A 25,362-nucleotide genomic window follows, 5' to 3' on the forward strand; every position below is an offset into this window, starting at 1 on the left:
GCCGAGGATGTTGGGAGTCGCGTTGAACAAACCAAGTCCGCTACCGGCAACGACCGCAACCACGCAGGATCAACTCCGCTCAAAGAAGGGGCATGCAGGTCTTCCGCCCGAAAGCCTCACAAGCGGTGCTGGGGAAGCACTGGGGAACAGCGGGACCTACTTGGGAGCCGCGGCCAGACAGAGGACGAAGGACTGAAAGCCCTTCTCCCAATAGACGTCCGACGTCCCCTTGAACTCGCGGCAGGTAGTGAAATTCGACTCGGCCTGGGATTTGTCTCTCACTACCCCGACCACCTTGTACTGCGCCTCCGGGCTCCCACAGGCAGCCTGGCGAAGCCCTTTGGTTCCGTTGCTCCTGACGCAATCGCCGACGTCGGCGCTCGCCGCGCTGTTCAGTGCGAAGTACAGGACCGCACCGAGGACAAGCACGACGACCGCGAGACCGGCCCCGATCCTGACCTTGTACTTCCGGATGAGGACGGCTCCGGCCGAACTGGCTGGTGTCATAAGGCGCTCCTTCGATTCGTGATGGTCACTTCTCACCAGACATCACGGCACAGCGGGATTCGGGTTCGGTGTGAGTCGCCGCTGTAAGCCTCTCGGCCTTTCCCAGCGAGTTCCCAGCAGGTCCGTCGATGGTGATGTCTACCGCGGGCTCGCCCGGCGACCGGATTGTGATTGGAAGGGTCGGCAGATGGAGTTGAGGCGGAGGACTTTCCTCGCGACGATTGGCTGGAATGGGAGTCGCGGTTGCCGCACCTCAGCTGGCCCGCGCCCAGGGCGCTGTCGTACTGAGATGCCGGCTCACCGGGACCGATCTCGAACCGGCGACCCGCCGGCGGGCGGGCGGAACAGAGCTTGGCATCCCCTACCTGGTGGACGGCGGTTCGGTCGGCTACCTGTTCGGGCAGACCCTCAGTTCCGGCCGCCCCGAGGCCGACGCGGACCTACGGTCACCGGTGCCGTTGCACTCGAAGATCCATCCGCGCACAACTGGTCTCCTACACAGGCACCGGGGATCCCGGCGTACGCGACTCGCTGTGGAAGACGAGCTACTCCTGCCTGGCGTACTCCGACAACGGCGAGGACTTCGTCCGGACGAACCTCAAGTGGTGAAACAACGCGGACAACAACGGATCCGTCCCAGCTGTGCACGATGCAACGCCGCGGAAACTGGGTCAATGTCTTCTCGGTACCCGCCGGCCGACCGCACGGCGGGATGGTGCTGCGCCGGGTGCGGGACCGGATGCTGTTCCCGGACGAATACTCCGGCCGGGGCTGAACGGCCGCAACTGGGGCTGAGACCGGCGCTGCCCCGCATCCTGACCGGCCGATTCGGGTGAACTGTCGGCTCGCCTGCTCAGCCACGGCACCTGGGTGATGTCCTACCTCAACGCCGCCCGGAGCTCGATCGTCACCCACGCCTCGGCCGCTCCCACTCGATCCTGGTCCGCCGAAAGAACCCAGATCACCGCTGCCCAGGAACCGGGCCTGTACGGCGGATTCATTCACCCCTGGTCCACCTCGCAACCGAACGACCTGCACCTCCTGGTCCGACCTGGCGCCGCGACGTCACCGGCCGAACCACGGCGTACCACGTCAGGCGGTACGCCGGAACCGTGTAAGCCGACCGGAAGGGATCGCCATGACCATCCACAAGACCATCCGAATTTTCATTCTGACGTTACTCGTATGCTCTTTTGGGCTGATTTCATCGGGGACCGCACAGGCTCGCATTCCGGATTCAATGAAACCGAGCTGCGAGGACATTTGGGATGATACGGAATGCGCCATGTGCCTACAGAATCAGAATGCTTTCGACGCCAGCATGGATCTGATCAGAAATGGTGAATGGTGGGCCCTCTCGACGGCCGTCTTCCATGCTCGGCGATGGCACCAAGCCAATGGAGCGGGCGGCGACCAGCCATCGTGCCAAGAATCTTTCGGCGGCCTTGCCGCCCGGTCGGCCGACGACGGCGGAGGAGGACTGGATACCCGGCCGTCCCTGTGGGGAGATATCTCCGGACTGCAGGGCAGCCGGGTGCTCAGCGGTGACTTCGACGCCGATGGCAGGGATGACTTGGTCGTTGCCAGGATCGGCGGCGACACGCTGCCGGTCGCCTTTTCCTCGGGTGACGGTGAATTCGACCGCCGATCCTGGTCGCATCCCTTTTTGTCAACTGCCCTGGGTGACGCCAAGGCAGATGCGACGGTCGGCGATTTCAATGGCGACGGGAAGGACGATGTCGCCTTTCTCGGGGGCACCGGCTGGACATCGGTGATGGTCAACCTGTCGAGCAGCTATCGCGACATGACCGAGCCCCAGCACCTGACCGGTGGCCGACCTGGCAAGGCACGGAAAGCCGCGACGGTGGTCACGCCGCCGACCGCGCCCGGATTTCCCGTACCGGTCTTCACCCCGGTTTACTGGAACAACCCATCCTTCGCCAGCATCACCGATCCGCTCGCGCGACCGGTGGCTGGCGATTTCGACGGCGACGGCGACGACGACCTGGCGATCGCGGGCCTGCCGGGATCGATGCCGCTGGCGATGTCGAACGGGGACGGCTCGTTCACGATGACCAGCAACCCGATCAGATCCGCGCCGGGCACGAGCTGTCCGGTGGTACAGGGACCGGCCGGGAACTGCCTCGCCTACCTGCAATGGTCGCGCAGCCCGGGCGCCCAGGTTGTCGTGGCCGACTTCGACGGTGACCACGACGACGACATCGCGCTGGCCGGCGGCCGTGGCTGGGAGTCCGTCCCGGTGGCCTATCCCACCTCGCTGGGATGTCAATTCGCCTGTGCGCGGGAGTTCCTCGGGTTCAGCGTCACCAATCAGGCGACCGGCTTCGCCGAGCGCGCCGATGACATCGAGGGGCCGCTGAATCGCCCGGCGACGGTCAAGATCGTGGCCGGCGACTTCAACTCGGACGGCCGGGCCGACCTGGCCGCGTTCGGCACCCACTGGCAGACCGAGGAAATCTATCCCTTCCTGCCGATGGCGCTTTCCCAGGCCGATCAGACGCTCGGCAAATTCGAGGCGTTCACCGCGACCAGCAACGAAGCTCAGTTGACCTCACTGATCGGCGCACTGGGAGTCAAGACTGCTATCGGCGACTTCAACGGCGACGGCAAGGAAGACATCTCACACAGCGGCGGAATGAACTTCGTTGGGCTCGCCTTAACCGGCGGCACCGACACCTACACGATCACCGATAAATACATTTCCTGACCCAGATTCGAGAGGAGAAGTCAATGGTGCCCATGTACGCAGTTCGGCGCACCCGACGACTACGGCAAATCATCGGTGTCGTGGCGACCACCTTCGTGCTCGTTGCCGGTCTGTGTCCGGCCGCGCAGGCGCAGATTCCCGGCTTGATCTACATCACCGCCAGCACCGGGTTCGATTCCAATGTCTACAAGTCCGTGCGCGTCGACTGCCCGGCCGGCCATCGGATCATGGGCGGGTCCTTTCGCCTGGACGGTGCTGAAGGGGCCGTGGTTCTGGATGACTTCATCCCGTCCCCGGAAAGCCTGCTCGTCGGCGCCGGGGAGATCGTCGAGCCAGGCACCGGCAATGGCGGAACCTCCGCCTCTTGGAAACTTTCCGCGACGATCGCCTGTGCCGGCGCGCAGTTGGACTATGCCTGGGCGCTCGTCCAGAACACATCGGCCTTCGCATCAGGAGACCACCACACCGCGACCGTACGTTGCCCTTCCGGCCTCAAGGTCGTCAGTGGCGGCGCATCCCTGGCGAATGGATGGGGCCATGTTTCGATCGACCGGCTCCAGTACACGGGCGGCGACTTCAATGAGGTCACCGCGCGCGCCGTGACCGACGCGGGGTCAGGCGGGTTCAACGATCCCTGGTCGGTATCCGCCTACGCCATCTGCGCCGCTGTCGCAAGCACCGTCACCTTCAGCAGAGACACCACCGCGTCGGCCGGCCTGACCAAGTCGGATCTCTCAGCATGTCCGCTCGACGACAACAACTGGAGCGTCACCGCGGTGGGCTGGGCCATCGACTCGGCATCTCAGAACGGCACCGATCGCTACGTCATCGGCACTGAGTTCGGAACCACGGCCATTCCTCCCTTCGGCAGGGCTCAGGCAGCTGCCACCCGGAACGACAGTGTGCCCTGGAAGCTCGCCGCCCAGACCGTCTGCGCCACGACGTGACGTCCGCAGAATGACGGCGTACTGGCCAGACCGGTATGTCGGAAGCCATCCAATGCAGCACAATCCAAGGAGTAGAAGCCGATGCGGCTATCGCAGCACAAGGGGCCGGTCCTCGAGCGGGCCGGCCTGCGCAAATCGTTGCGACTGGCAACGTGTGTCGCCCTGCTGATTCCTGCCGTTCTCGCCGCCACCAGTGGGGGCGTGGCCAATGCGGCAATCACCGCCACCGTGGTCGAGTTCAATCCCAGCCTGGGCACCTTGACAGTGACTGCACAGGCAGGCCGGACGAACTTCATCACGGTAAGCCAGCGGCAGGGCCAGTTGGTCGTCGACGACCTTGCGGGTGTGTCGGCAGCGCCGCCCTGTATTCAGCTTCGGCAGGACGCTGTTGGTTGCCCGGTGAAAGGGATCCGCAGTGTCGTGGTCGATGCCGGCGACCTGAGTGATGTCGTGCGCTTCAATGCCGCCGGGCAAGGCGACGTATTGACAGCGACGATTCACGGCGGGGCTGGCGACGACCTCCTCGTTCTTGACCAGCTCGCGACGAGCGGGAAGCTGTTCGGTGGGCCCGGCAGTGACGAACTGCGGGGAGGAAAGGGCGATGACCTTCTCAGCGGCGGCGCAGGCGCCGACGACCTGCAGGGTGCCGATGGTGCTGACCTCGCCGACTACGCCGAGCGGGACATCCGGGTACTGGTGCGGATCGACGACCTGCCGAACGACGGCACGAGCGGCGAAGGCGACAACGTCCACACCGACGTCGAGAATCTGAGCGGCGGTTCATCCGACGATGCTCTCGAAGGCAGCAGCCGCAACAACACCCTCGACGGTGGACCAGGGCGTGATTCCCTGGTCGGCGGAGACGGAAACGACTCATTGGCCGGCGGACAGGGAGAGGACTTCCTCGACGGTGGGCAGAACAGTGACAACCTGTTCGGCGGAGACGGAAACGACCGCCTTGAGGGCGGCCCCGACCGAGGCTCCGACTTCTTCGACGGCGGTGACGGCGAGGACATCGCATCGTATCTTGGACGTGTCGACGACATCCTCGCTGACAACGACGGGGAGTTCGACGATGGCAGCGGTCTGGACGGTGAACTGGATAACGTCCGCCCAAGCGTCGAGTCGATCTTCGGCGGCGAGGGCAACGACAGACTGTCTGTAGCGGCACCAGACAGTGCACTCGTGCGCAACATCCTGAGAGGTGCTGGCGGCAACGACCGCCTCATCGTCGAGGACAACGGACTGCACGACATCGCCGATGGTGGGCCGGGTGCCAACAGTTGCTTCGTGGACACCGGGGAGGAGACGGTCAACTGTCAGTTGATCGTCTCGTCGCTTCGCCGACCGTAGGGCGGGAGAGGCACCGTCGCCGGCTGGCCTGCGTGGTTCGCCTCAGACCGCCGGCGGCGGCCCTCAGGTCGCTTTCATTGCACGCTCACGATGATGGGTTTGAGTGGCGGAGTACCCGTCGGCGGCTGCTCAAAGGCTGATGGCGCGCAAAGACGTAGTCGACCGAGCAAGACGGAAAGGAATCGCACAGTGGCCTTCGCCGCACCGAGCACCTCACCCGAGTCCGGGCCGGAAGTCCGCACGGCGGCCGGTGCAGTCCGTGGTACCCGAGAAGGCGGTCTCGCCGTGTTCCGGGGCATCCCATTCGCCGAACCCCCGGTCGGCACCTTCCGATTTGCGGCGCCGCAACCAGTCCGCAGTTGGGGTGGTGTGCGACCGGCGATCGCATTCGGCCCGCCGCCCCCGCAGTCCGGTCTCCTTGGGGCTTCGCAGGCCCCGGTCGGCGACGACTGGTTGACCGTCAACGTTTGGACGCCTGCTCCGGATGGCGCAGATCTGCCGGTGATGGTGTGGATCCCAGGCGGCGGTTACGTCGGCGGCAGCTCCGGTCTTCCGGAGTACGACGGAGCGCATCTGGCCAGGGGCGGAGTCGTCGCGGTCACCCTCAACTACCGTCTCGGCATCGAAGGCTTCATGCATATCGAAGGAGCACCGGACAACCGCGGTCTTCTCGACCAGGTCGCGGCCCTGGAATGGGTGCGGGAGAATATCCGGGAGTTCGGCGGCGACCCTGCCCAGGTCACCGTGTTCGGGCAATCGGCGGGCGGCGGATCAGTTGCCTCGCTGCTCGCCATGCCGCGCGCCACCGGGCTCTTCCACCGGGCGATCGCGCAAAGTCTGCCCGGAACCTTCTTCTCTCCCGAATTGGCTGCCGACATCGGGGCCGCCTGCGCGGCTGAGATAGGTGTGAACCCCATTGTGTCCGAGTTGTCGTCGGTGGCTCCGTCCCTGCTACCTGCCGTCGGGGACGCAGTCTCCGCGATGGTGGGCAACTGGCGGGATCGCTGGGGGCAGATCACCCATCGGCCGATCCCGTTCGCTCCCGTGGTCGACGGCGACGTTCTGCCGACAACACCTTGGCAGGCGCTGGCCGACGGCGCCGGGCGGGATATCGATCTGCTCGTCGGGCACACCCGCGACGAACACCGGCTGTTCAGCCTGATCGACGGCGTACTCGGCCAAGTCACCGAAGACCAGACCGAAACCGCTCTCCAGATGTTTGCCCCCGGCCCCGACGGCGTACGCCGATACCGCGAGGCATTTCCGGTCGCGACCAACGAACAACTCTACGAGTTGATCAACTCGGACTGGCTCTTCCGGATGCCGAGCCTCCAGCTCGCCGACGCCCAGATCAGCGGCGGCGGCCAAGTCCACCTCTACGAGCTCACATGGTCCTCCCCTGGGATGGGCGGCGGACTCGGGTCCTGCCACGGCCTCGACATCCCGCTCATCTTCGGCAACCTGACCAGCGGGCGACCCGCCCTCTTGATCGGCGAACCGCTACCGCCCGCAGCCGAAGAACTGTCCAGCTGCTTCCGCACTGCCTGGACCGACTTCGCCACCCACGGCGACCCCGGCTGGCCCCGCTACGACGCCGACCATCGCCTGACCCAAGTCTTCGACACCTCGTCGACCATCGCCCCCTACCCAGAAGAAGCCTCCCGCCTCATCTGGCAAGATCACACCTTCCCAGCCCTCCCCCTTCTCACCGAGTAGCAGTAAGACCAATCTGACCTTCGACACAATCCGGTCCTTCCTCGACCGATCTCTCAACTCCAAACTGGTCCTGAGACCAACGGAACGCAGTTCCGCTCCGGCGAGATACCCGATTCCCCCTGCCGCCGGGACGGGCCCATGACTTGCGCTGAGGAGGTGTCATGACTGCAGTAACGCCAATGCAGAATCACTGGAGCACCTTCGGCTCCAGCCTGGTGCTCTGGTACGCCGAGTTCATGCCCGCTGTCTGGGATCGGTGGAATCCCCTGGAACACTTCACTCGGGTGCTCCTTGCCCTAGGGCGGGCCGAGGACGTATTCGTTGCTGATGGCAAGCTACTGAAGGGCCGGCATCGCAATCTGCTCGGAGGAATGGCAGGACGGAGCCGGGTTGCTGTGCATGGCTGGGCTGGGCTCGAAGAGCGGTTCACCAACGATCTTGGTTGCGACCTGCTGGAGCTACGGCCTGATCTGAGGCAGGTTGCCCGGGTGCCGGCGGTCACCCTGGAGGGCCCGATTCGGCCGGCGGTCGATGGGCCGGTCTATTTTTCGGCCGGGCTCGGTACAGACATCTGGTTCTCCCGGTTAGCCGGGGTCAACGAGATCGAAGACGGCGACATCAGCTACGACAACAGCATTCTTGCTGCTCGTCACACCCCTCGGCTCAACCGCTTCCTCGTTGGGATCCGTGCAGCTGCTGAAGCGGCGGGAGCGCGCTGGGACTACGACGTCGGATCGCATCAGTTCTATGGCGACTTGGTCGACCGGTACGGCGTACGCGACCGATGACCATCGAGACCGTGGAGTTGGCTTCCAGATGACCTCAGTGTCCTTCATGATCGGCAGCGGGTTGGAGATCGGGAACCTGACAATTGCCGACGACCTCTTGCCCCTCGTCCAACGGCTGTGCTTCGAGGCTGTCGAAGTACTCGTGAAACCGCAGACCTGCTACATCTATCCCTATCACCGGCCCGGCGCGACTTTGCTCCTCGAGGCAACGGATGACGGCGTCGGGATCGATGTCTCCGGTGAAGAGGTCGAGCAGATCACGTTGTCCAGGCCCGAGACCCTGGTCGCCTTGTACGCATGCGGATTGCGCTACGTCGGCCGACTCCAAGAGCTCCAGACACTCGACGATGCCGCCCGGTCCGAGCTGGCGCAGCTCCTTCCCTTCCAGCGGCAGGCCCGGGCAGCACTTGCCGATCCGGGACCCGGCTGCGGCGCAGCGCCGAACGAACCCTTCTGCAACAGGTCCTGACCATGCCCATTGATTGCCCAGCACAGCCTGCGACTTTCTGGGTATGGCCACTACAAAAAACGCTCTGAGATTAGTGTTGTCGACGGCAGCCGCCGGCGTGATGATCGCGTTGGCGATCCAGCCGATGGCAACTGGAGCTCCGGCACCGCTCAAGGTGAAGCTCGACGAAGGGCTGCTGACGGTCGTCGGCGGCCCGGAGGACGATCACCCGACTGTGTATGTGACGAACTTTCCGGCCGACCGGGCACCCAGGCTTTTGGTTGAGGAGATCGGCCGTGTTTTCATCACCGGTGGCGCCTGCGTCTCGATCGGAGTCGGCAGCCGGGTGGAGTGCCCGTTGAAGGACGTCAGCAAAGTGCTGGTGGACACCGGCGACGGCAACGACTCGATCAACCACCGCACCGAGTTCCCGGCCAGGCTGCTGGCCGGTGCAGGGAGCGACACGGTGAACGGAAGTTCGGCGTCCGAGTTCATCGACCTCGGTTCGGGCGACGACGTGGTCCAGCCGCTGGGTGGGACCGACGACGTACACGGTGGTGCTGGAATCGATCGGGTGGTGTACGGCGGAAGCGCCGACGTCGAGGTGCGCCTCGACGACCTCGCGAACGACGGTGCGGCCGGCGAGAACGACAACATCCACTCGGATGTCGAAGACCTTACCGGCAGCCACGGCAACGATGTGCTGGTGGGCACGGCCGGGCCTAACCGGATCGACGGCGGGTCCGGGAACGACAAGTTGCTCTCGCTGGAAGGCGACGACATCGTCATCGGTGGAGGCGGCGCCGACTTCATGTCCGGTGGCCCCGGCATCGACTCGGCTCAGTACCGCGAGCGCTACACGCCACTGAAGATCAGCCTCGACGACATCGCCAACGACGGTATTCCCGGCGAGAACGACAACGTCCGCACCGATGTCGAGAACCTGATCGGCGGCGTCGCCGCGGACGTCCTGGTCGGCAGCGACAGCCCGAACGATCTCGACGGATCCTCCGGCAACGACCAAATCGAGGGCCTGGCCGCCGACGATGTCCTCCGCGGTGGCCCCGGCGACGACCTCCTGCTCGGCGACACCGGCTTCGACGTTGCCCTCGGCGGCGCCGGCATCGACACCTGCAAGGCGGAAAAGCAGGACAGCTGCCCGTAGCCCCGGACAGACCGACCGCGGTGGCCCAGGAAGCTCTCCCGGGCCACCGCGGTACCAGCTGACTGTCAGCGCGAAACTCAGGTAGGCCGAGACTTTGCGGTGACGGTTGCGATCTCCAGATTCCCGCGGACGGTCCTCAAGAGCGGATGGCCGTCGACAACGTGGGGAGCAAGTAGGTCCAGTGCTCGGCGGTGGAGTTCGACCGCCTCATCAGGGTCCCCGCACCGCCGACGGATCGTTCCAAGGGTCGTCAGCGTGGGCGCCAGTTCAGGGTGCCGGTTCCCAAGAGCATTCTCCTTGCCTGACAGCGCCAGTCGAGCCCGGGTCTCAGCCCCGACAAGATCCCCACGAGCCAGCGCAATGGCCGCCAGGTTGCCGTCGACAACCGCGACTTCGTAGTGCTCCGCATAGAGGTGGCCGACGAAGATCGCGCGGCTTTCCAGCAGCAGTTGCTCAGCTTCATCGAAGTCGCCCGTGTCGATCAGCAAGGCAGCGAGAGCCCCTTGGTCTTCGGCCGCGGCGACCGGATCCGAGGAGGAAGACTTGCGAAGCCGTAGCCCCTGTCGCGCCCACCGCACACCCTGCTCAGAGGTACCACGGGCGTGTGCCAGCCCGCCAAGATTGTGGTAGATCACGGCGGCAAACTCATGGTCGCCGAGCGCGGTCGCCGTGTCCAACGCCTGCAGGTAAAGACGTTCGGCCTCGGCGAAGCCGCCGGTGTATTTGAGTGTCATCGCAAGGTTGTGCCTGACGACAGCCAACTGCATTGCATCGACTCCGCTCCCATCGATTACCAGCGACAACGCTTGCCGATGGGATGCCTCTGCCTCGTTCCATCGCCCGGCCTGTCGTTCAGCATTGCCTTGGCTCGAGAGGTGCCCGACCTTCGTACTCTCATCCGGAGCCACCTCGGCGGCCGCTGCCCACGTGTCCGCCAACCGGTTCCAGTCTGCCGCCGCTGTGAACAGCTGTGCGGCGGCCAATAGTGTGCTGTAGCGCTCGGCACCCTCAAGAGACTCAGCAGCCCAAACCGCCAACGAGCCCGCAACGCCCGGATCAGTGGCGGCCACGGCCGCCGCCCGCTCCAACAGCACCACTACGTCGTCGCCGTCTACCATGCCGCCCACGCTCATCATTGGTCCTGCACAGCGGACTCATTGTGGTTGGTGCCGCACTCGGAGACCGTGCATATCCAGCGTGCCGAAGCCTCAACAGCCGTTGTCACCTCCACCGCTGCCACTGCGGTGGCAAATGCGGTGATCCGCACCAGCCTCCGCCTGGCAGCCTCCGCCTGCGTCGGCCGAGCCGGCCGACGTGCATTCTCCGGCTCACCACTCATCACGAACTCCGCTCTCGCTGTGGTTGCCACCGCAGCCGTTGGGCGGACAGGGTTCCTCGTCCTCGGGCTCCTCCGGCTTCTCATCCATCATTCGAGCCCTACCCACCACGTCATCAGTGTTCGTGTGCGCGGGGCCGACGGACAAACACGTCGCAAGCGCCGCCGCTGCGGCGAACACGGCGACCGAACGACGTGCAGGCGACGACCAACCGCCATCGCGCGCTGCATGTTCGCTGTGGTTGCCACCGCAGCCGTTGGGCGGGCAATCCTCCTCCTCCTCGGGCTCGTCGTCCACCTGAGCAGCTGTCGATGTCGTGTCCGGCGAGACAGTACCGCTTGCGCCCGGCAGGTTCAGCGCGACGGTGCCGGCGATGCTCAGCGTGGCGATCGCACTCAGCACGGCGGCGGCAGCGACACCGCCTGTGGCCGATTGGTTCATCATGTTCCTCCGTTGATTCGATACCCGGTGCAGACTCTCCTCCGGTTCGCTGGGAGAAAGTTGGGGACGTGCTCCCGCCCGACTTTGATGCAGAAGGCAACGATCAGCCATCACATCGCTACTGGAATTGAGGTTTGACCCTCAGGGCACTCGCAGGCTGGTGTTAGGGGCGCGTGACAGAACGAGCCAGTGTCCAAGCGGATAGCGGTGTTGGTGGTTGCGGTTGTCGGGGTGCTGGCACCGGGTGGGGTGGCGGTTGCGGCGAGTGACGATTCGGTTGACTCGTTCCGGGCCGTGCACCGGGTGGACGGAGACGGGATTCTGCACATCGCCGAGACCATCGTCTACCGGTTCGGGTCCAGCTCGGGGCGGCACGGGATCTTTCGGGATCTGGTGACGCGGGAGCCGTCCGCCGATGATGCGAGGCTCGATCAGCGGTATGACGTCTCGGATGTGAGTGTGAGCAGCCCGTCGGGCCACAGCGCTGAGCTGACGACGGTAGCTGTGGATCTTGACCGTAATCGTCCTGGGCGAGTCGAAGGGCTCAGGTTGCGGATCGGCTCATCTCAGCGGCGAATCGCGACCGAAACGGCGACCTATGTCATCCGCTATCAGGTCGCGGGTGCCTTGAGGCACTTCAGTGATCACACAGAGATCTATTGGGATGCCACCGGTGGTGGCTGGACTGCACCGTTGCATTCGGTCGGGATCACGGTCGAAGTTCCGGGTGGAGTTGCCAAGGTCGCTTGCTTTGCCGGCTCGGTCGGCACGAAGTCGGGTTGCGGGAGCATGACTTCACAGGACGGGAAGGGCCGTTTCACCCATCCGTTGCTGCTGCCGGGCGACCAGCTCACCTATGTTGCAGGGATCCGTCCAGGACTGGTGCGGAACGACTCACCGATCGTGCAACCGGCAGGCCGGCCTGCCGTTCCGGTCCTCGGCGATTCTGATGACGAGGTCACAGTCACCGGGGTAAGCCGCGGCGTGTTGATCAGTGCCGGCGCAACCGCCATCCTGACGACGCTCGGCGCCACACTGTGGGTCAGATCGCTCCGGCGCGATCAGCGCTACATCAGCCCCCCCCCCCCCGGAACTGTTCCGCCGCGAGGCATCCGGGCAGTCATCGGGACCGACGAACTGCATGACGAACAACTTCCGGTGATATTCGCCCCGCCACCGATTCCGGTGGCTGAGGCCGGCTTCCTGATAAACCCCGATATCTATGCCGAGCAGACAGCAGCGACCGTCATCGACCTCGCATTTCGTGGCGCGTTGGAGGTCCAGGCGAGCTTCGACGACAAGTCCATGACGCTAGTACTTGCCGACCCCACGCTCGCAAGACCTGGGCACGAAAAGAATTTGCTACAGGAGCTGTTCGATCCGCTCGTCAGAGGCGAAACGACCATCCTCAAAGGTGTTGCGGACTCGGCGATGTCCAGGGCGCACTTCGCAACGGCGGACGCGGTGCGGGCGCAGGTCATGGCTCACGGTTGGTACGCCCGCCCACCTGCCGCAGCTCCCACCCTGGCAGGTTGCCTCGTCCCGCTCAGTATTTGCCTGTTCGGCCTCATCGCGGGTGTTGTGGTCGGCCACCGCACCCGCCATTCGCTCGACTGGCTGATTCTCCTGGTCGCTTTCTGTATCGCGACCCACGGCATACACCGCGTGCTGGCCGCGCGCGAGAGAGGAAGGCGGTCGGCCGCCGGCCGGGCGATCGCCGATCAGATCGTCGGCTTCAGAACCTACTTGGCCACGGCAGAGGCCGATCAGCTGCGGTTCGATGAGGGCGAGGACATCTTCAGCCGCTACCTGCCGTGGGCGATCGTCTACGGGCTCACGGACCGCTGGCAGGAGGTCTGTGGACAGCTGATCACAACAGGCCGCATCCCTGGACAGTCCGGCTGGTACTCCGGTCCCTCACTTTTCGCGTCGCCGTTCACGGCCGGCGTACTCACAGAAGCCATCGTCAATTCGCTCCAGCGCCCGGATTCGTCCCTGTCAGGCCTCCTCGGCTCGCTCAACTCGAGTACCCGCGGAGGCGGTGGCCTCGGATCAAGAGGTGCGGCCGGTGGAGGGGGCGGCGGAGGCGGCGGCGGCTCCTGGTGAACGACCACCATTCGATGGACCGGCGAACCACCAGGAAGGCACCCATGACCGACGAAACAGAAGTACGGACAGACACCCTGAGCCAGATCGAACTGGGCGTGTTCCCAGCCCCCGACCTGAGCGTCAGCGTTGTCGGCGCACCGTCCGAACGGGACACGTGTGTCATCGGGCTGACAGCTCACATCGTGGTCGCCGCCGACGCCACGCCGGACTGGGTCCACGATCTTCTCCCGCCGGCCGATCCCTCCGCGCCGCTCAACCCACCATTTCTGACCGCTTTGGAGGCCGCCACCGGCAGGCGGGTCAACGCGATCAATGCACTGCTGCTGGCACCCGCACTGGCTGATGTCGCAGAGCGGGCTCAGCTCCGGTCCATGCTCGTCGAACTAGGTGACCAAGACCATCCGCGCGTGCAACGGGCCCGCGTGCACCGGGTCGGCGTACAGGTCTTCGACCACGTTGGCGGCGGTCTCGTCCTCACTGGACAGGGAGTCGACGGACGGCTCGAGTGCGCTGTGGAGGTGCCCGAAGTGAACAGGAGCAAGGGCCGAGGACGAGAGCTGGCCCGTACGGCGCGGGTCCTCGCTCCGATCGGCTCGTATGTCTGGGCACAGGTGACGCCCGGCAACGCCGCCTCGATGCGGGCGTTCCTTGCGGCAGGGTTCGTCCCGGTCGGTTCCGAGGCGCTACTGGTCAGGCACTGATCGGCCCACCCCGCGCGCTGGGGCAGGCCGATCTCCATTAGCTCACTACGGCGACGACTTCGACGTACTCGCTCGCAGCGACCAGGCTGCCGTCGGTTGCCCGGTTGTGACTCCGATAGAGAGCGAGGAGATCGGCGGCCAAGCTCGACTGGCCCTCCCGATCCAGCCTTTCGAAGGCCTTCTGCGTCGGCCCGTACCAGGCGCGGTAATACTCCAGCATGTATTCGTCCGACGGGAACCGGAAGGTGAACTCGCGACGGCGGATCTGCAGCGCACCGATCCGGTTCTGGAACAGTTCCTCGATCCGAGCTCGAGTCCCCCACTGATCGGCCGGGCGAAGGCCCGCCGCCGGCGGAACATGGCTCCCGACCACCCCGAAGATCCCGCTGACCAGGGAATCCGGAGTCCAGTTGGTCATGCCGATCCGGCCACCAGGCTTGCAAACCCTGACCAGCTCGTCCGCTGTTCGCTGCTGGTCCGGCGCGAACATCGCTCCGAAGGTGGACAGCACCACGTCGAAACTGCCGTCTTCGAAGGGCAGATCCTGGGCATCCCCGAGCTTGGTCCGGATCGGCAGGTATTGGAGCGTGGCAAGTTTCTGAGCCGACTCCAGCAGATGCTCGACGAAGTCGAGTGCGGTGACGTCGGCCCATCTCCGGGCGGCGGCGAGCGACGCGGCACCGTTCCCCGCGGCGACGTCGAGAACGCGGTCGCCGGGGTGGATATCAAGGGATTCGCAGAGCAACTCCGGCGGCAGGACGACGAGCGAGCCGATCCGCCCGAAATCGCCGGCGGCCCAGGTCGCCTGCTGTCGGGAGGTGATGGCTTCGAAGTCTGGACCAGTCGTGGTCACGCGGCTATCCCTGCGGGTTCGGGACGATCACCATCAGCCCGTCGCTGAGTTCGGAGGCGTGTTCGTGCTCGCCCCAGGCCCGTACCGTGAAGAAGTTCGGTCCGATGTCGATGGTCCCGGCGTCGAGCAGCTCGCGGAGAGACACTCGGGTGGTTCCCGTCGTACCGACGGAGACACCGCCCGAGAAGACCTCGTAGTAGACCGGACCGTCGTGATCCGAGGGGTGCCAGGTGATGGTGTCCGGCCGTCCATTGTTAGACAGCACTTGCAGGCTCGACGGCTGGGTGGGTGCAGGACCGGTCCGGCGAAGCGTGGAGAAGTTGATCGCAGTTCGAACCGAATGATTCCCGGCTCGGTCGACAGCCCGCATTGTGGCGCGGTAGGTGCGCCCTGCGTCCAGGCCGCCCAACCGCCCGGTGAGGGTCCCGGCGCTCACCAGACTCCACGTGGTGTTCTCGATTTCGAACACGTAGTAGGACACTGCGCCTGAGTCGTCCGTCGACGGGTTCCAGGCGAACTGCGCCCAGGTGAACGAGACGTCCGTCGCCCTCAGCCCTGAGGGCACGGTGGGGGGATTCGTGTCCGCCACCGCGCCGACCGGCGACACCATGACAGCCATCGAGGCCAATCCGATAACCAGTATGGCCAATAGCCTGTATCCACTGCGCACGGTCATCAGTGCACCTCCTGAACCTAGTCCTGTGTTGGCCGTCTTCGGTCACTCGCTGGGGCCGCCACGACACCGATGCAGGCGGGTGAGGCCCGTTCGGCGCGGGCAGCCCCAGCGTGTGGTGGCCCGCCTGGCTCGGGGGGAGAGCCAGTGCGGGTCCACGGATGCGCCGGTTGGCTCGGCATGAGCGCTGGACTGCCACCCACGGCTGCACTTCCCGGCACACCTCGATTTCGACACACCTGTGTTCGAGAAACCTGAGGGCTTCGTGTTGGTCGGAGTTCGCCTGCGCGGGGTACCTCTCACTCCCATAAGTTGCCCACCGATGCGGCGCAGGATGAGTCTCCCGTCCGACCGACTTAGGAGATGGTCCGAATGCAACGCAGGCTTGGATCCTTGCCTCGCTCACGTGTATCGACGTCACGAAAGACGAGCCTGATCGCCGGGTTCCTCCTGGTGGTGCCGGCAGCTCTGCTGCCCGTCGCCGATGCGAGCGCGGCAACCTTCACGCAGGTCGTGGCCGATCCCGGGCTCGGGATCATGACTGTGACCGCTGCGCCGGGCAAGGCGAACGTCATCGGCGTCCAGCGGCGGGGCGAAAATCTGATCGTTACCGACGCCGGCGACTTTGTCCGGGCGGTCGGCTGCACACCGCTGGACGTCCACGTCGTCAGCTGTGCCCTGCGTGGGCTGTGGGATATCCGGATCGATGCCGGTGACCTCGCAGACAGCGTCACCTTCGATGCTCTGGACGATTTCGATGCGATGCGCGGAGTTCTCTCCGGAGGTGCCGGCGACGACCGCCTGGTCTTGGGCCCGAAGTCCGGCTCAGGCACAGTGCTCGGCGGTCCCGGAAACGACCGTCTTCAAGGCGGACCTGGTGACGATCAGCTGGCCGGAAACGCCGGCGACGACGAGCTGTCAGGCGGCGACGGCGTCGACCTCGCCGACTACAGCGAACGGCAGACGGCCGTGCGAGCCGATATCGACGATACCGCCGACGACGGCGCGCCTGGTGAGCACGACAACATCCGCCCGGACGTCGAGAATCTGGCCGGCGGCTCGGCCGACGACTCGTTGACCGGCAGTGCCTCGGCCAACAGACTCGTCGGCGGTGGCGGTAGCGATGTCCTCAACGGCCTGGCAGGCAACGACGTCCTGAGCGGCGATGCTGGTGACGACCGTCTCGACGGAGGCCTCGGCAGCGACGAACTGTACGGCGAAGACGGCGCGGACACCCTCGACGCGGGAACGGCCAAGGACCCGGATCTCTTCGAGGGTGGCGCGGGCTTCGATGTAGTCAGCTACGCCGCACGCCCGGACGGTGTCACCGTGGACAACGACGGCTTGTTCGACGATGGCGCGACAGGTGAACGCGACAACGTGCGATCGGACGTCGAGGCCATCCACGGCGGCGAGGGCAACGATCAGCTCAGCATCGCGTTCGCCGCGAATGGGCCGGTGATCAACTCCCTGCAGGGTCGTGGCGGCAACGACCGTCTCGACACCAGAGATGCCGGTCGCGGAGACCTGGCCGACGGAGGCGACGGCGTCGATGTCTGCACGACGGACGCCGGCGACAACACCCGCTTCTGCGCACCGTGACGGGCAGCGGATGACCAGCCAACTCGTGCGCTATGACCGCCAGGATCTCGTTGCAACGATCTCGATGAACGGTGGCCGGGCCAACGCGCTGTCACAGGTCATGCTGTCGGCGATCGCCCACGCCCTCGACCAGGCGCAGGCCGATGAAGCAGCCGTGGTCCTCACGGGTACGGACGGTTGTTTCTCGGCCGGCTTCGATCTCAAGACCCTCAGCGGCCGAGGGCCCGAGGCTGTGACGATGCTGCGCTCCGGCTTCCGGCTAGCCCACAGGCTGCTGTCCTTCCCGACCCCCGTCGTGATCGCCTGCAGCGGTCACGCGATCGCCATGGGGCTGTTCCTCGCGCTCAGCGGCGACTACCGCATCGGGGCGCGTGGTCCGCACATCCTGACCGCGAATGAGGTTGCGCTCGGCCTGCCCGTCCCCCTCGCGGCGATCGAGATCTGCCGCTACCGCGTGCCACCACCGCACTTCGACCGGGTTGTCACCCTCGCCGAGAGGTACACACCGGACAGCGCGGTTACTGCCGGGATCCTGGATCAGGTGGTGGAGTCCACGGACCTGATCGCCGCCGCCGCCGCGGTCGCGACGAACCTGGCCAAGCTCGACCGGTCGGCCTACATCGGAACCAAGCTTCGGGCCAGGGCAAACGCGCTGGCAGCGGTTCGAGCCGGCCTCGACAACGAGTTCGGGACGAGCTCATTTCCCGAGAACCTGCCGCACTTGACCAACTGATTCTCACGAAACGGCGCTCGCCATGCCTTCACTCCTCGGAATGCCTCAGGGCGCGGAGTGGCTCATCATTCTCGCGATCGTCATCCTGCTCTTCGGCTCTGCCATGTTGCCCACCCTGGTTCGGCAACTCGGCAGATCGGCAGATCGGCAGATCGGCAGATCGAGAAGATCTGGGAAGAGGAGGTCGGTCCGATCCGGAAGGACAGCGACGAACTGGCCCAGGACGGTGGCTCTGCAGGCCAGGCGACGGCGCCTCCGGCTCAGCAACCACAGCGTATGGAGGCCGGCCGGGGCAGTGCCGCATGACAGGGCTCCTGAGCCCGCAGGTGCGGAGATGGTGCGCGCCGAAGCTGACCGAAAACGCGACAACGAACCACCGCTACCCTGGGCGTCGTGACCCTGCCTTCAACGGGCCGTCGGGCTTCGGGAGCAGCTCCTGATTCAGGCCGGATGGGTAGCGGCTCCTCCGCCCCTGCCTGTCCCCCTCGTCAAGCGCCGTTGCGGCTCCCGATGCCATCAGTGCCGAGCAATCTCACAGCTCGGCGCCGAAGGAGTTCGTCTCCGCTCGCTTCGGCCACTGCGAAAGCTCGGCGAGCGTAGTTCAAGTGCTGGTTATCTTGGCCGAGCTCCCTGTGGATGGTGGCGATCGTGGCCATCGCCTGCCCATAGAGGCTCTGGTAACCGAGGTCGTCGGCAAGCACCATTGCTCGCCGCGCGTGGTCGAGGGCTCGATCGTGTCCTCCGCTGACGGCAAATGCGGCAGACAGGCCAACCAGGGCTTCTACCTCCTGCAGCTTGGCACCGGTCTGACGGGCGAGGTCCAGCGCCTGCTCCAGATGGGTGACGGCATCGGGCTGCCTGCCAAGATCGACCTGGATCCCCGCGAGGCGAATGAGGACGTGGGCTTCGGTCACCCGGTCGCCGGTACGCCGGACAATCTCGTATCCCCGCAACGCATCGCGAAGGCCGTCCTCGGTCGCCCCGGACTGGCCGCGGAGGAAGGCAAGATCGCCGAGCGTCATCGCCTCACCGTTCAGATTCCCGACCCTGCGAAAATGTTCAAGCGCCCGGTCCAGCGAATCGAAGGCGTGCTCGAACTGGCCTCGCCGCCCGAACACGACACCGAGCTGCTCAAGCGTGCTGCCCCTGCCATAGTCACCCTCGTAGTGAAGGATCAGATTCTGCCAGAGCTCTCGCCCGGCCTCCCTGAGACGGCCGGCCGCAAGATGAACCTGCGCCAGGTTGCATCGATTGGCCGCTTCGCCGCGCTTCGAGCCGGTTCGGCCATTCATCAGCAAGGCCTGCTCATGAAGGCTCAGGGCGGTCTCAAGCTCTCCGATCTCGAAGCGCAGCACCCCGAGATTGCCGAGAGCGTTGGCGCAGCCCTCCTCCCAATCGGCGGCCTCGCAAAGCTCGAGCGCTCGAGTCTGATGACCTATCGCCTCCGCGTGCTGGTTGAGGCACAACCTCGCCATCCCCAGACTGAACTGCATTGCTGCCTGAGCCTGCAGGTTCTGCTCCGTTTCGGCCGCCGATCGGCCGGCGTTCGCGACCGCAAGCCAGTCCACGCTGTGCCGACGTAGCCAGAAATAGCCCCGAAGCGCGTCAGCAAGCAACCAAACACTCGCGCAGTTGCCACGTGATGCGGTCTGGGTCGCGATCGCCACCAGGTTCGCTCGCTCGGTGTCCAGCCAGCGCAGCGCGGACTCGGGATTCTGATGCCGCTCTGCCGACCGGCCCGCCGGCACGGCACGAAGTAGTTCAGGACACAGGACTCGGGTCGCGTCATCGGCCATCTCGACCATCCACCGCAGGTACCGTCCCCGTGCCAGGTCATAGTCGGCGGCGCCATCATTCAACTCGGCCTGCTCGCACGCGTAGAGCCTCAGGAGATCATGGAAGGCAAACCTGTCAGGCGCCGACTCATCGAGCAGGTGAGCGCTGACCAGACGATCCAAACTCGCCCTCGCCACCCGATGCGGAAGTGCAGCGAGTGCGGCGGTCGCAGCGGTGTCGAACCCTGGGCCGGGCACCAGGCCGAGCAAGCAGAACACCCGGCGCGCTTCGAGATCCAGCGATTCGTACGACCGGGCGAACACCGCGCGGACGGCTGATTGATCGTCGTCCCCGATCGCCAACGCATCCAGAGTCCCGGCACGAAGATCTCGCACCTGGTCGGCGAGACACCGGAGTGGACGGCGAACCAGATTCGCCGCCGTGATCTGAAGGGCCAACGGAAGCCGGACACAAAGCTTCACCAGCTCGGCTGCCGCAACGGGCTCGGCATCGACCCGCGCACTGCCGACCACCTCGCGAAGCAGCTCCACCGCCTCGTCGGAGGCGAGAACATCAAGAGCGAATCGCCGACCGCCGTCTCGGACGACCAGTCCGTCCAGCCTGCCGCGGCCGGTGATCAGGACGAAGCAGTCCGGTGAAGCCGGCAGTAACGGTCGGACCTGCTCGGCGTCGTAGGCGTTGTCGAGGACGATCAACATCCGCTTGCCGGAGAGCACCGATCGATACAGTGCCGCGGCCTGCTCCAGATCGACCGGGATCCGTTCGGGCGATACTCCGAGCGCGGCCAGAAATCCTGCCAGCGCCTCGATCGGCCGCAGGCGTGAGGCTGGGCCGTAGCCACGCAGATCGACGTACAGCTGACCAGCCGGGAAGTCGCTCTTGGCCTGGTGCGCCCACTGCAGAACGAGCGCCGTCTTCCCGATCCCCGGACTGCCGCTCACAACCGCGACTGCCATCCTGGCCGCCTCGGCCCGATGAAGTTCGCCGAGCAGTCCGAGAGCTGTTCGGCGGCCGACGAATGTGGGCGGTGCAGCCGGCAGCTGAGCCGGGGGCGCGGTGGCCAGGGCATCCCTGCCGTCCTTGGCCGATCGGCTGCCGACCGGGATCACGAGATCCTGCGGCGGCGTACCGGCCAGCACCTGGCGATGTAGTTCCTGCAGCGTTGGGCTCGGCTCGATCCCGAGTTGGTCGATCAACGACGTCCGCAGCCGACGATAGGCGGCCAGCGCATCCGCCTGTCGATCCAGCGCGTAGAGTGTCGCGATCAGCAGGCCCCACAGTCGCTCCCGGAGCGGCTCGCCGCGAATCTGCGCTTTGAGCTCGGCCACCAGACCCGCTTGAACACCCAGCATCAGGTCTGCCTCGAACTTCTGCTCGTAGGCGAAACCACGACGTTCCGTCAGCTGCGCGATCTCCTGATGACAAGCCAACAGGTCCAGCCCGTCAAGCACCGGGCCGGACCAGCAGGCGATCGCATCTGCCAACATCCGCGAGCGGCGGGCAGGGTCCTCGATCTCGGCCGCCGCCTGGACCCGCTCCTCGAAGGCCAGCAGGTCCAGCTCCGCCGACCGAACCCGGAGCCTGTAGCCAGGAGCGCGAGTGGAGAGCGGATGATCACTCGCGGCGCCGGCAGCAGGCTGCAGGGCGCGCCGGAGTTGCGAGATGCACCCCTGCAGCAGACTCCTGGCAGTCGTCGGGGGATGCGAACCCCAGAGGTACTCGATCAGCCGATCGGCGGAGACCACCCTGTTCGCGTTCAGCAGGAGGATCGCCAGCAGCGCTTGCTGTTGCGGACCTCCGACGGCGAGTGGTTCCTCATCACGCCAGACCTCCAGCGCCCCCAGTACGCGATACCGCACGCGAGTCGCTGCTCCCTCGTTCGGTTCCCCCATCACTTCCCCAATCAGTGAGCCTCACGTCAGGCCGGGGTTCCATTGCGCCAGAGAACGCTGTGGGTGCTCTATGGGTACGGTGATGGCCGACAATCGGGTCGGTCAAAGTCTCAGCCGATTCACATCCCACCCGAAGGCTCTCCTGTTCAGATCATCGCGAACTCGTGTAGACAAGCAGGGAGACTCGTCATGGCAAGCCAAGAAGTACCCGGCAACACGAAGAACAAGTTGAGCAAGAAGCAGAAGATCACCAACCTGGTCGGGGTGAGTGCAATCGTCGTCATCATCGGCGGGGCCCTATTTCTGGCCAGGACCAACGCCGCCAATGCGGAGGTTGGCGACTGCGTCAAGGAATCCGGGTCCAAAGGCCTCAAGCAAGTGGGCTGTGACACCGCCGATGCCCAGTTCAAGGTCGTCGGCCGGATCGGGGACAAGGGACGGGACGACGCCACCATGAGCGCCTGCAAGGACTTCCAGGGTGTCTCGCAGGTCTATTGGGAAGGCACCAAAAACAAGGGCTTCGTCCTTTGTCTGGCCGACGCCAAGTAGACAGCGCACACCGCAACTGGATCCGCGCGGTGGCCGGGCCTCGAGGCCGGTCACCGCGCGGTTCTTTATTTGTGGCTGCCGTCCCACTGCCCGACGGTAACGTTGACGATGGTGCCGGTCGGCACGATGCTCCCCGCGGCACGACTCTGAGTACGGACCTTGCCCGCGTCGAGAGAGTCGCTGACCGAAGTCGAACCGATGGTGCCGAGAACCAGGAAGTTTGCTTCGAGCAACTGCCTGGCGGCGGCGGTGGTCCTGCCCCGGAGATCGGGGACGGTGCGTGAGACCGGCAACAGATCCGGAGTCTTGACCCAGCTCGTAGGTACGCCCTCGACCACTGCGGTATAGAACACCTTCCCGGCCGGATCGATGCCGTGGATCTCCACGACGCCATTGGCGTTGATCTCGGCGGCAGCCGACGACAAGCGATCCGGGCCGGTGCCAACGGCCGCGAACTTGACCATCGGCAACCAGACCTCGCCATCCGGCGTCGCCTGGATGCTCTGCCAGAACTGGCCGAGCACATCGGTCCCGCTGAGGATCAGCCGACCGTCAGCGCGTTTGCAGGCGTAGATCGAACTCAACTTGCCGGGTGAACCGGTGAGCACCCGCCACGACGTCCATAAAGCTGCCGGATGAGCCCGCCGTCGCTGGAAGACCCGGCCCGACGGGCTGACGGCGAACAGCACCGTCGAGCCGTCGGCGTTGGTTTCGACCGCTACAGCGTTCATTGTGCCGTCGAGTGTGGCCCAAGGTCCGAACTGCCCGTTCGGCGTACTCTGCCGACGTGTCTGCACGGCACCGGTCACCGTCGTACCGAAGATTTCGATCCGGCCGTCACTGGTCCGGGTCGATGCGATTGTGCTCAAGCCGCCATCGAGCGCCGTCCAGGCTGCCATCGGCCCACCGGGAGTGCTCTGCGACCGCATGATGATGCTGGCATTTGCTCGGAGTACGAACAACTGGATCCGGCCGTCGGCATTCGTCTCGGCCGACAGCGCGACACCGGCCGCATCCAACTGGTCCCAGGCCGGGTACGACGGACTGCCCGCAGTGGTCTGCCTGCGCCGGAAGATCCCGCCATCTTTGGCCAGTGCGAAGGTCTCCAGCTTTCCGTCGCTGTTGCGTGCCGTCGCGACCCGCGAAGGCCGAATCGGGATCTTGAAAGGCATCGGTAGCAGCAGTCTGGCGTTGCGATCCGAGAGCTGGCCTTCGGTGCTGGTGATGCCACCTGGTTTACCGGTCTGCTGGATGTCGTTCGCGGTCAGTTCGCGTCCCAGTGCAGCCAGCCCGACCGCGCTCGACTTGTCGTCGCCGGAGTCCAGCGGCGCATCCAGGTCAACCATCGTGGTGTGGATCGCCAGCACACCGTCGCCCTCGGCCACCTCTATCAGCCGGCTCTGGATCGGCCAGTCGATATGTGAGGCCGTGTTGATCTCCCAGAACCCACCGAGAAAGTTGGACCCGACCGGCCGCGGGCAGGCGTTGATCTTGTTCTTGTGGGTGTGACCGTTGACGATCATGATCACGTTGGGGAAGCCGAGCAGCAGGAGCCGCAGCTTCACGCCGGCATCAAAGTCATCGTTCATGGTCGCCAGGGTGTGATGGCAGAAGAGCACGACCAGCTGGTCGCGGACGCCGGGCTGGTCGTACTTGATGTACGTCTTGGTGATAGGGCTGTACATCTCATAGCGCGAGTGACATGCCCTCAGCTGAACCAGCAGCCAGTCGAACTGGTCGCCGTCGATCGACCCCGTGGCGGTGTTGGACTCGGTCGTGTCCAGGCAGATGAACCGGAACAGATCCTCGGGTCCTGACGGGATGACGTAGTCGGCGTCGTTCGCAACAGTGGCGAACCCGTGCCCGATCGGCATACCGGTGGTGTTGAAATGCTCGGCCATGAACGACTCACGTGACAAGGGCCGGCGAGCCGCGTCCGGCTGCACATGGGTCAGCACCAGTCCGCCGACGGCATCGAGCAGGTCCTTGTACTCACCGAAGCTGCCGATACTGCCGTCACCCACGTCCGGTAGCGGATTCTTGGTGTCGATTCCCTTGCCGCCCCCGACAGCGATCGATCTCAGGTCGTCGCCGACGACCGGTGTGAAGGGATCGAAGTTGCCCTGGATGTTGCGATCGTGGTTGCCGTACGCGGCGTACCAGGGCATCCCCACGCCGTGCGCGTCGAAGGTGGTCCTGGCGGCCGCGGGCAGACCAGGAACCCTCGGGAATCCCGCTGCCAGGTACTGATCAGGTCCATTCTGTTCGTGGGCAGGATGCCAGTAATGCTTGTCGATCCCCAATGCCGCCCCGGTCACACTCTGGTCCTGGGCACTACCGGAGTTCACCGTGACCGGTCGCCCGTCGAGAAGGTCGATGTACCACCTGGTCTCGTTGTACTGCGCGTTGTCCGTCATGTCACCTGTGACAAGGGTGAACTTCAACGGTAGACCGGTCGCGGGTCCCTGCCCGACTTTGGCGACCGCTCGGCACATCGCATCGGTCATGTGGGCTGACAAGCTCTCCTGCGGTCGGTAAGCACCGTCGAAGTCGTCGTAGCTACCGAAATGCGGCGGCCCGGGATCGGCATACCGATCGAACAGTTCCAGCCGCATCGGAGACTGGTCGTCAATGATGTGCAGGTCCGACATCTGCGCGAAGGCGATCATCGGCCGATCGATGATCGGCGGGGCTCCCGGGAACAGTTCCACTCGGTCAACGTGCGGTTCCCCTGGGCCGGCGATGAGTTTGCGGTAGCCCCGCGGTCCAGGAGGTCCCAGCTTGACCGTCCGGTCGAGCGTCGTCACTCCGCCGGTCAACTCAGCAGGCACGCCGGCCCTGGCTGCTCCGGTCACCAGCCCGGTGGGGTCGAGGGCCGCCAAGGTCCCGACCGCAGCGGCCGCCAGGAACCTTCGCCGGGAAATCTCCACAGTGCCTCCTCAGATCTCGCCTACCGGGTTAGGGTCACCGACCACGCTGGGGAACCTCTGGGAAGCCATCGCCGGCCCGGCACCCAGTGAGAG

21 protein-coding genes and 1 pseudogene are annotated in these 25,362 nt (G+C 65.3%); 15 read left to right on the forward strand and 7 right to left on the reverse strand.

All coding sequences use genetic code 11. The annotated features are described in order from the left end of the window. Positions 1-156 precede the first annotated feature (156 nt). Positions 157-507 (reverse strand): hypothetical protein, encoded by a 351-nt coding sequence (locus tag OG474_RS00665; RefSeq protein WP_405060175.1) that lies wholly within the window; start codon positions 505-507, stop codon positions 157-159. A 649-nt stretch (positions 508-1,156) separates the two neighbouring features. Here OG474_RS00665 and OG474_RS00670 point away from each other — a divergent pair. The 9 genes and pseudogenes from OG474_RS00670 to OG474_RS00710 all read left to right on the forward strand — a co-directional run bounded on the left by OG474_RS00670 (position 1,157) and on the right by OG474_RS00710 (position 9,652). Next, positions 1,157-1,282 carry a hypothetical protein gene (locus OG474_RS00670; RefSeq protein ID WP_405060176.1) on the forward strand — a complete coding sequence of 42 codons (126 nt, stop codon included), beginning with the start codon at positions 1,157-1,159 and terminating at the stop codon, positions 1,280-1,282. Between the two features lie 98 nt (positions 1,283-1,380). After that, positions 1,381-1,494 (forward strand): annotated as a pseudogene (locus OG474_RS00675) (hypothetical protein); the annotation flags it as partial. Positions 1,495-1,645: 151 nt separating this feature from the next. After that, positions 1,646-3,235 (forward strand): FG-GAP repeat domain-containing protein, encoded by a 1,590-nt coding sequence (locus OG474_RS00680; RefSeq protein WP_405060177.1) that lies wholly within the window; start codon positions 1,646-1,648, stop codon positions 3,233-3,235. A gap of 80 nt (positions 3,236-3,315) precedes the next feature. Beyond that, positions 3,316-4,182, forward strand: coding sequence for a hypothetical protein (locus OG474_RS00685; protein WP_405060178.1), 867 nt, complete (start codon positions 3,316-3,318; stop codon positions 4,180-4,182). An 81-nt stretch (positions 4,183-4,263) separates the two neighbouring features. Beyond that, the gene (locus OG474_RS00690) at positions 4,264-5,535 is read left to right on the forward strand and encodes a calcium-binding protein (RefSeq protein ID WP_405060179.1); all 1,272 of its coding nucleotides are present in this window, start codon (positions 4,264-4,266) and stop codon (positions 5,533-5,535) included. 189 nt (positions 5,536-5,724) lie between these two features. Next, positions 5,725-7,251 (forward strand): carboxylesterase/lipase family protein, encoded by a 1,527-nt coding sequence (locus OG474_RS00695; RefSeq protein ID WP_405060180.1) that lies wholly within the window; start codon positions 5,725-5,727, stop codon positions 7,249-7,251. 161 nt (positions 7,252-7,412) lie between these two features. After that, on the forward strand, positions 7,413-8,039 hold the full coding sequence (locus OG474_RS00700) for a hypothetical protein (RefSeq protein ID WP_405060181.1): 627 nt from the start codon (positions 7,413-7,415) through the stop codon (positions 8,037-8,039). Positions 8,040-8,067: 28 nt separating this feature from the next. Further along, positions 8,068-8,508 (forward strand): hypothetical protein, encoded by a 441-nt coding sequence (locus tag OG474_RS00705; protein WP_405060182.1) that lies wholly within the window; start codon positions 8,068-8,070, stop codon positions 8,506-8,508. 73 nt (positions 8,509-8,581) lie between these two features. After that, positions 8,582-9,652 carry a hypothetical protein gene (locus tag OG474_RS00710; RefSeq protein WP_405060183.1) on the forward strand — a complete coding sequence of 357 codons (1,071 nt, stop codon included), beginning with the start codon at positions 8,582-8,584 and terminating at the stop codon, positions 9,650-9,652. 77 nt (positions 9,653-9,729) lie between these two features. On the opposite strand, the gene OG474_RS00715 is transcribed toward OG474_RS00710, so the two are convergent. Continuing rightward, positions 9,730-10,770: a tetratricopeptide repeat protein gene (locus tag OG474_RS00715; RefSeq protein WP_405060184.1), complete on the reverse strand. Its 1,041-nt coding sequence runs from the start codon at positions 10,768-10,770 to the stop codon at positions 9,730-9,732. Between the two features lie 210 nt (positions 10,771-10,980). Then, on the reverse strand, positions 10,981-11,433 hold the full coding sequence (locus tag OG474_RS00720) for a hypothetical protein (protein ID WP_405060185.1): 453 nt from the start codon (positions 11,431-11,433) through the stop codon (positions 10,981-10,983). A gap of 186 nt (positions 11,434-11,619) precedes the next feature. Between OG474_RS00720 and OG474_RS00725 the strand changes: the two genes are divergently transcribed. Together OG474_RS00725 and OG474_RS00730 are read left to right on the forward strand one after the other, a co-directional pair. Further along, complete coding sequence (locus tag OG474_RS00725; protein ID WP_405060186.1) at positions 11,620-13,536, forward strand: DUF2207 domain-containing protein; 1,917 nt, start codon at positions 11,620-11,622, stop codon at positions 13,534-13,536. 44 nt (positions 13,537-13,580) lie between these two features. Then, positions 13,581-14,240 carry a GNAT family N-acetyltransferase gene (locus tag OG474_RS00730; RefSeq protein WP_405060187.1) on the forward strand — a complete coding sequence of 220 codons (660 nt, stop codon included), beginning with the start codon at positions 13,581-13,583 and terminating at the stop codon, positions 14,238-14,240. 37 nt (positions 14,241-14,277) lie between these two features. Here the strand turns inward: OG474_RS00730 and OG474_RS00735 are convergent, their stop codons facing one another. Next, positions 14,278-15,093 (reverse strand): class I SAM-dependent methyltransferase, encoded by an 816-nt coding sequence (locus tag OG474_RS00735; RefSeq protein ID WP_405060188.1) that lies wholly within the window; start codon positions 15,091-15,093, stop codon positions 14,278-14,280. A 4-nt stretch (positions 15,094-15,097) separates the two neighbouring features. Next, the gene (locus tag OG474_RS00740; protein WP_405060189.1) at positions 15,098-15,712 is read right to left on the reverse strand and encodes a fibronectin type III domain-containing protein; all 615 of its coding nucleotides are present in this window, start codon (positions 15,710-15,712) and stop codon (positions 15,098-15,100) included. Between the two features lie 447 nt (positions 15,713-16,159). Here OG474_RS00740 and OG474_RS00745 point away from each other — a divergent pair, with 447 nt between their 5' ends. Genes OG474_RS00745 through OG474_RS00755 form a run of 3 tightly spaced genes read left to right on the forward strand, consistent with a single transcriptional unit; the run spans position 16,160 to position 18,498 of the window. Next, on the forward strand, positions 16,160-17,368 hold the full coding sequence (locus OG474_RS00745; RefSeq protein WP_405060190.1) for a calcium-binding protein: 1,209 nt from the start codon (positions 16,160-16,162) through the stop codon (positions 17,366-17,368). A gap of 10 nt (positions 17,369-17,378) precedes the next feature. Then, positions 17,379-18,101: a crotonase/enoyl-CoA hydratase family protein gene (locus tag OG474_RS00750; protein WP_405060191.1), complete on the forward strand. Its 723-nt coding sequence runs from the start codon at positions 17,379-17,381 to the stop codon at positions 18,099-18,101. Between the two features lie 40 nt (positions 18,102-18,141). Further along, entirely contained in the window at positions 18,142-18,498 is a 357-nt protein-coding gene (locus OG474_RS00755; protein ID WP_405064528.1) for a twin-arginine translocase TatA/TatE family subunit, read from the forward strand. 91 nt (positions 18,499-18,589) lie between these two features. Here the strand turns inward: OG474_RS00755 and OG474_RS00760 are convergent, their stop codons facing one another. After that, the gene (locus tag OG474_RS00760; protein WP_405060192.1) at positions 18,590-21,757 is read right to left on the reverse strand and encodes an AfsR/SARP family transcriptional regulator; all 3,168 of its coding nucleotides are present in this window, start codon (positions 21,755-21,757) and stop codon (positions 18,590-18,592) included. A 222-nt stretch (positions 21,758-21,979) separates the two neighbouring features. Here OG474_RS00760 and OG474_RS00765 point away from each other — a divergent pair, with 222 nt between their 5' ends. Continuing rightward, complete coding sequence (locus OG474_RS00765) at positions 21,980-22,339, forward strand: hypothetical protein (RefSeq protein ID WP_405060193.1); 360 nt, start codon at positions 21,980-21,982, stop codon at positions 22,337-22,339. Between the two features lie 65 nt (positions 22,340-22,404). Here the strand turns inward: OG474_RS00765 and OG474_RS00770 are convergent, their stop codons facing one another. Beyond that, positions 22,405-25,269 (reverse strand): TIGR03767 family metallophosphoesterase, encoded by a 2,865-nt coding sequence (locus OG474_RS00770; RefSeq protein WP_405060194.1) that lies wholly within the window; start codon positions 25,267-25,269, stop codon positions 22,405-22,407. Between the last annotated feature and the right edge of the window lie 93 nt (positions 25,270-25,362).

The sequence above is a fragment of the Kribbella sp. NBC_01505 genome (assembly GCF_045040285.1).
Lineage (GTDB): Bacteria > Actinomycetota > Actinomycetes > Propionibacteriales > Kribbellaceae > Kribbella.

Coding starts and splice junctions, on each gene's coding strand:
- OG474_RS00705 (WP_405060182.1), top strand. CDS start 8,068: ATGACCTCAGTGTCCTTCATGATCGGCAGCGGGTTGGAGATCGGGAAC.
- OG474_RS00740 (WP_405060189.1), bottom strand. CDS start 15,712: ATGGCTGTCATGGTGTCGCCGGTCGGCGCGGTGGCGGACACGAATCCC.
- OG474_RS00690 (WP_405060179.1), top strand. CDS start 4,264: ATGCGGCTATCGCAGCACAAGGGGCCGGTCCTCGAGCGGGCCGGCCTG.
- OG474_RS00715 (WP_405060184.1), bottom strand. CDS start 10,770: ATGGTAGACGGCGACGACGTAGTGGTGCTGTTGGAGCGGGCGGCGGCC.
- OG474_RS00730 (WP_405060187.1), top strand. CDS start 13,581: ATGACCGACGAAACAGAAGTACGGACAGACACCCTGAGCCAGATCGAA.
- OG474_RS00665 (WP_405060175.1), bottom strand. CDS start 507: ATGACACCAGCCAGTTCGGCCGGAGCCGTCCTCATCCGGAAGTACAAG.
- OG474_RS00765 (WP_405060193.1), top strand. CDS start 21,980: ATGGCAAGCCAAGAAGTACCCGGCAACACGAAGAACAAGTTGAGCAAG.
- OG474_RS00670 (WP_405060176.1), top strand. CDS start 1,157: ATGCAACGCCGCGGAAACTGGGTCAATGTCTTCTCGGTACCCGCCGGC.
- OG474_RS00750 (WP_405060191.1), top strand. CDS start 17,379: ATGACCAGCCAACTCGTGCGCTATGACCGCCAGGATCTCGTTGCAACG.
- OG474_RS00680 (WP_405060177.1), top strand. CDS start 1,646: ATGACCATCCACAAGACCATCCGAATTTTCATTCTGACGTTACTCGTA.
- OG474_RS00720 (WP_405060185.1), bottom strand. CDS start 11,433: ATGATGAACCAATCGGCCACAGGCGGTGTCGCTGCCGCCGCCGTGCTG.
- OG474_RS00755 (WP_405064528.1), top strand. CDS start 18,142: ATGCCTCAGGGCGCGGAGTGGCTCATCATTCTCGCGATCGTCATCCTG.
- OG474_RS00700 (WP_405060181.1), top strand. CDS start 7,413: ATGACTGCAGTAACGCCAATGCAGAATCACTGGAGCACCTTCGGCTCC.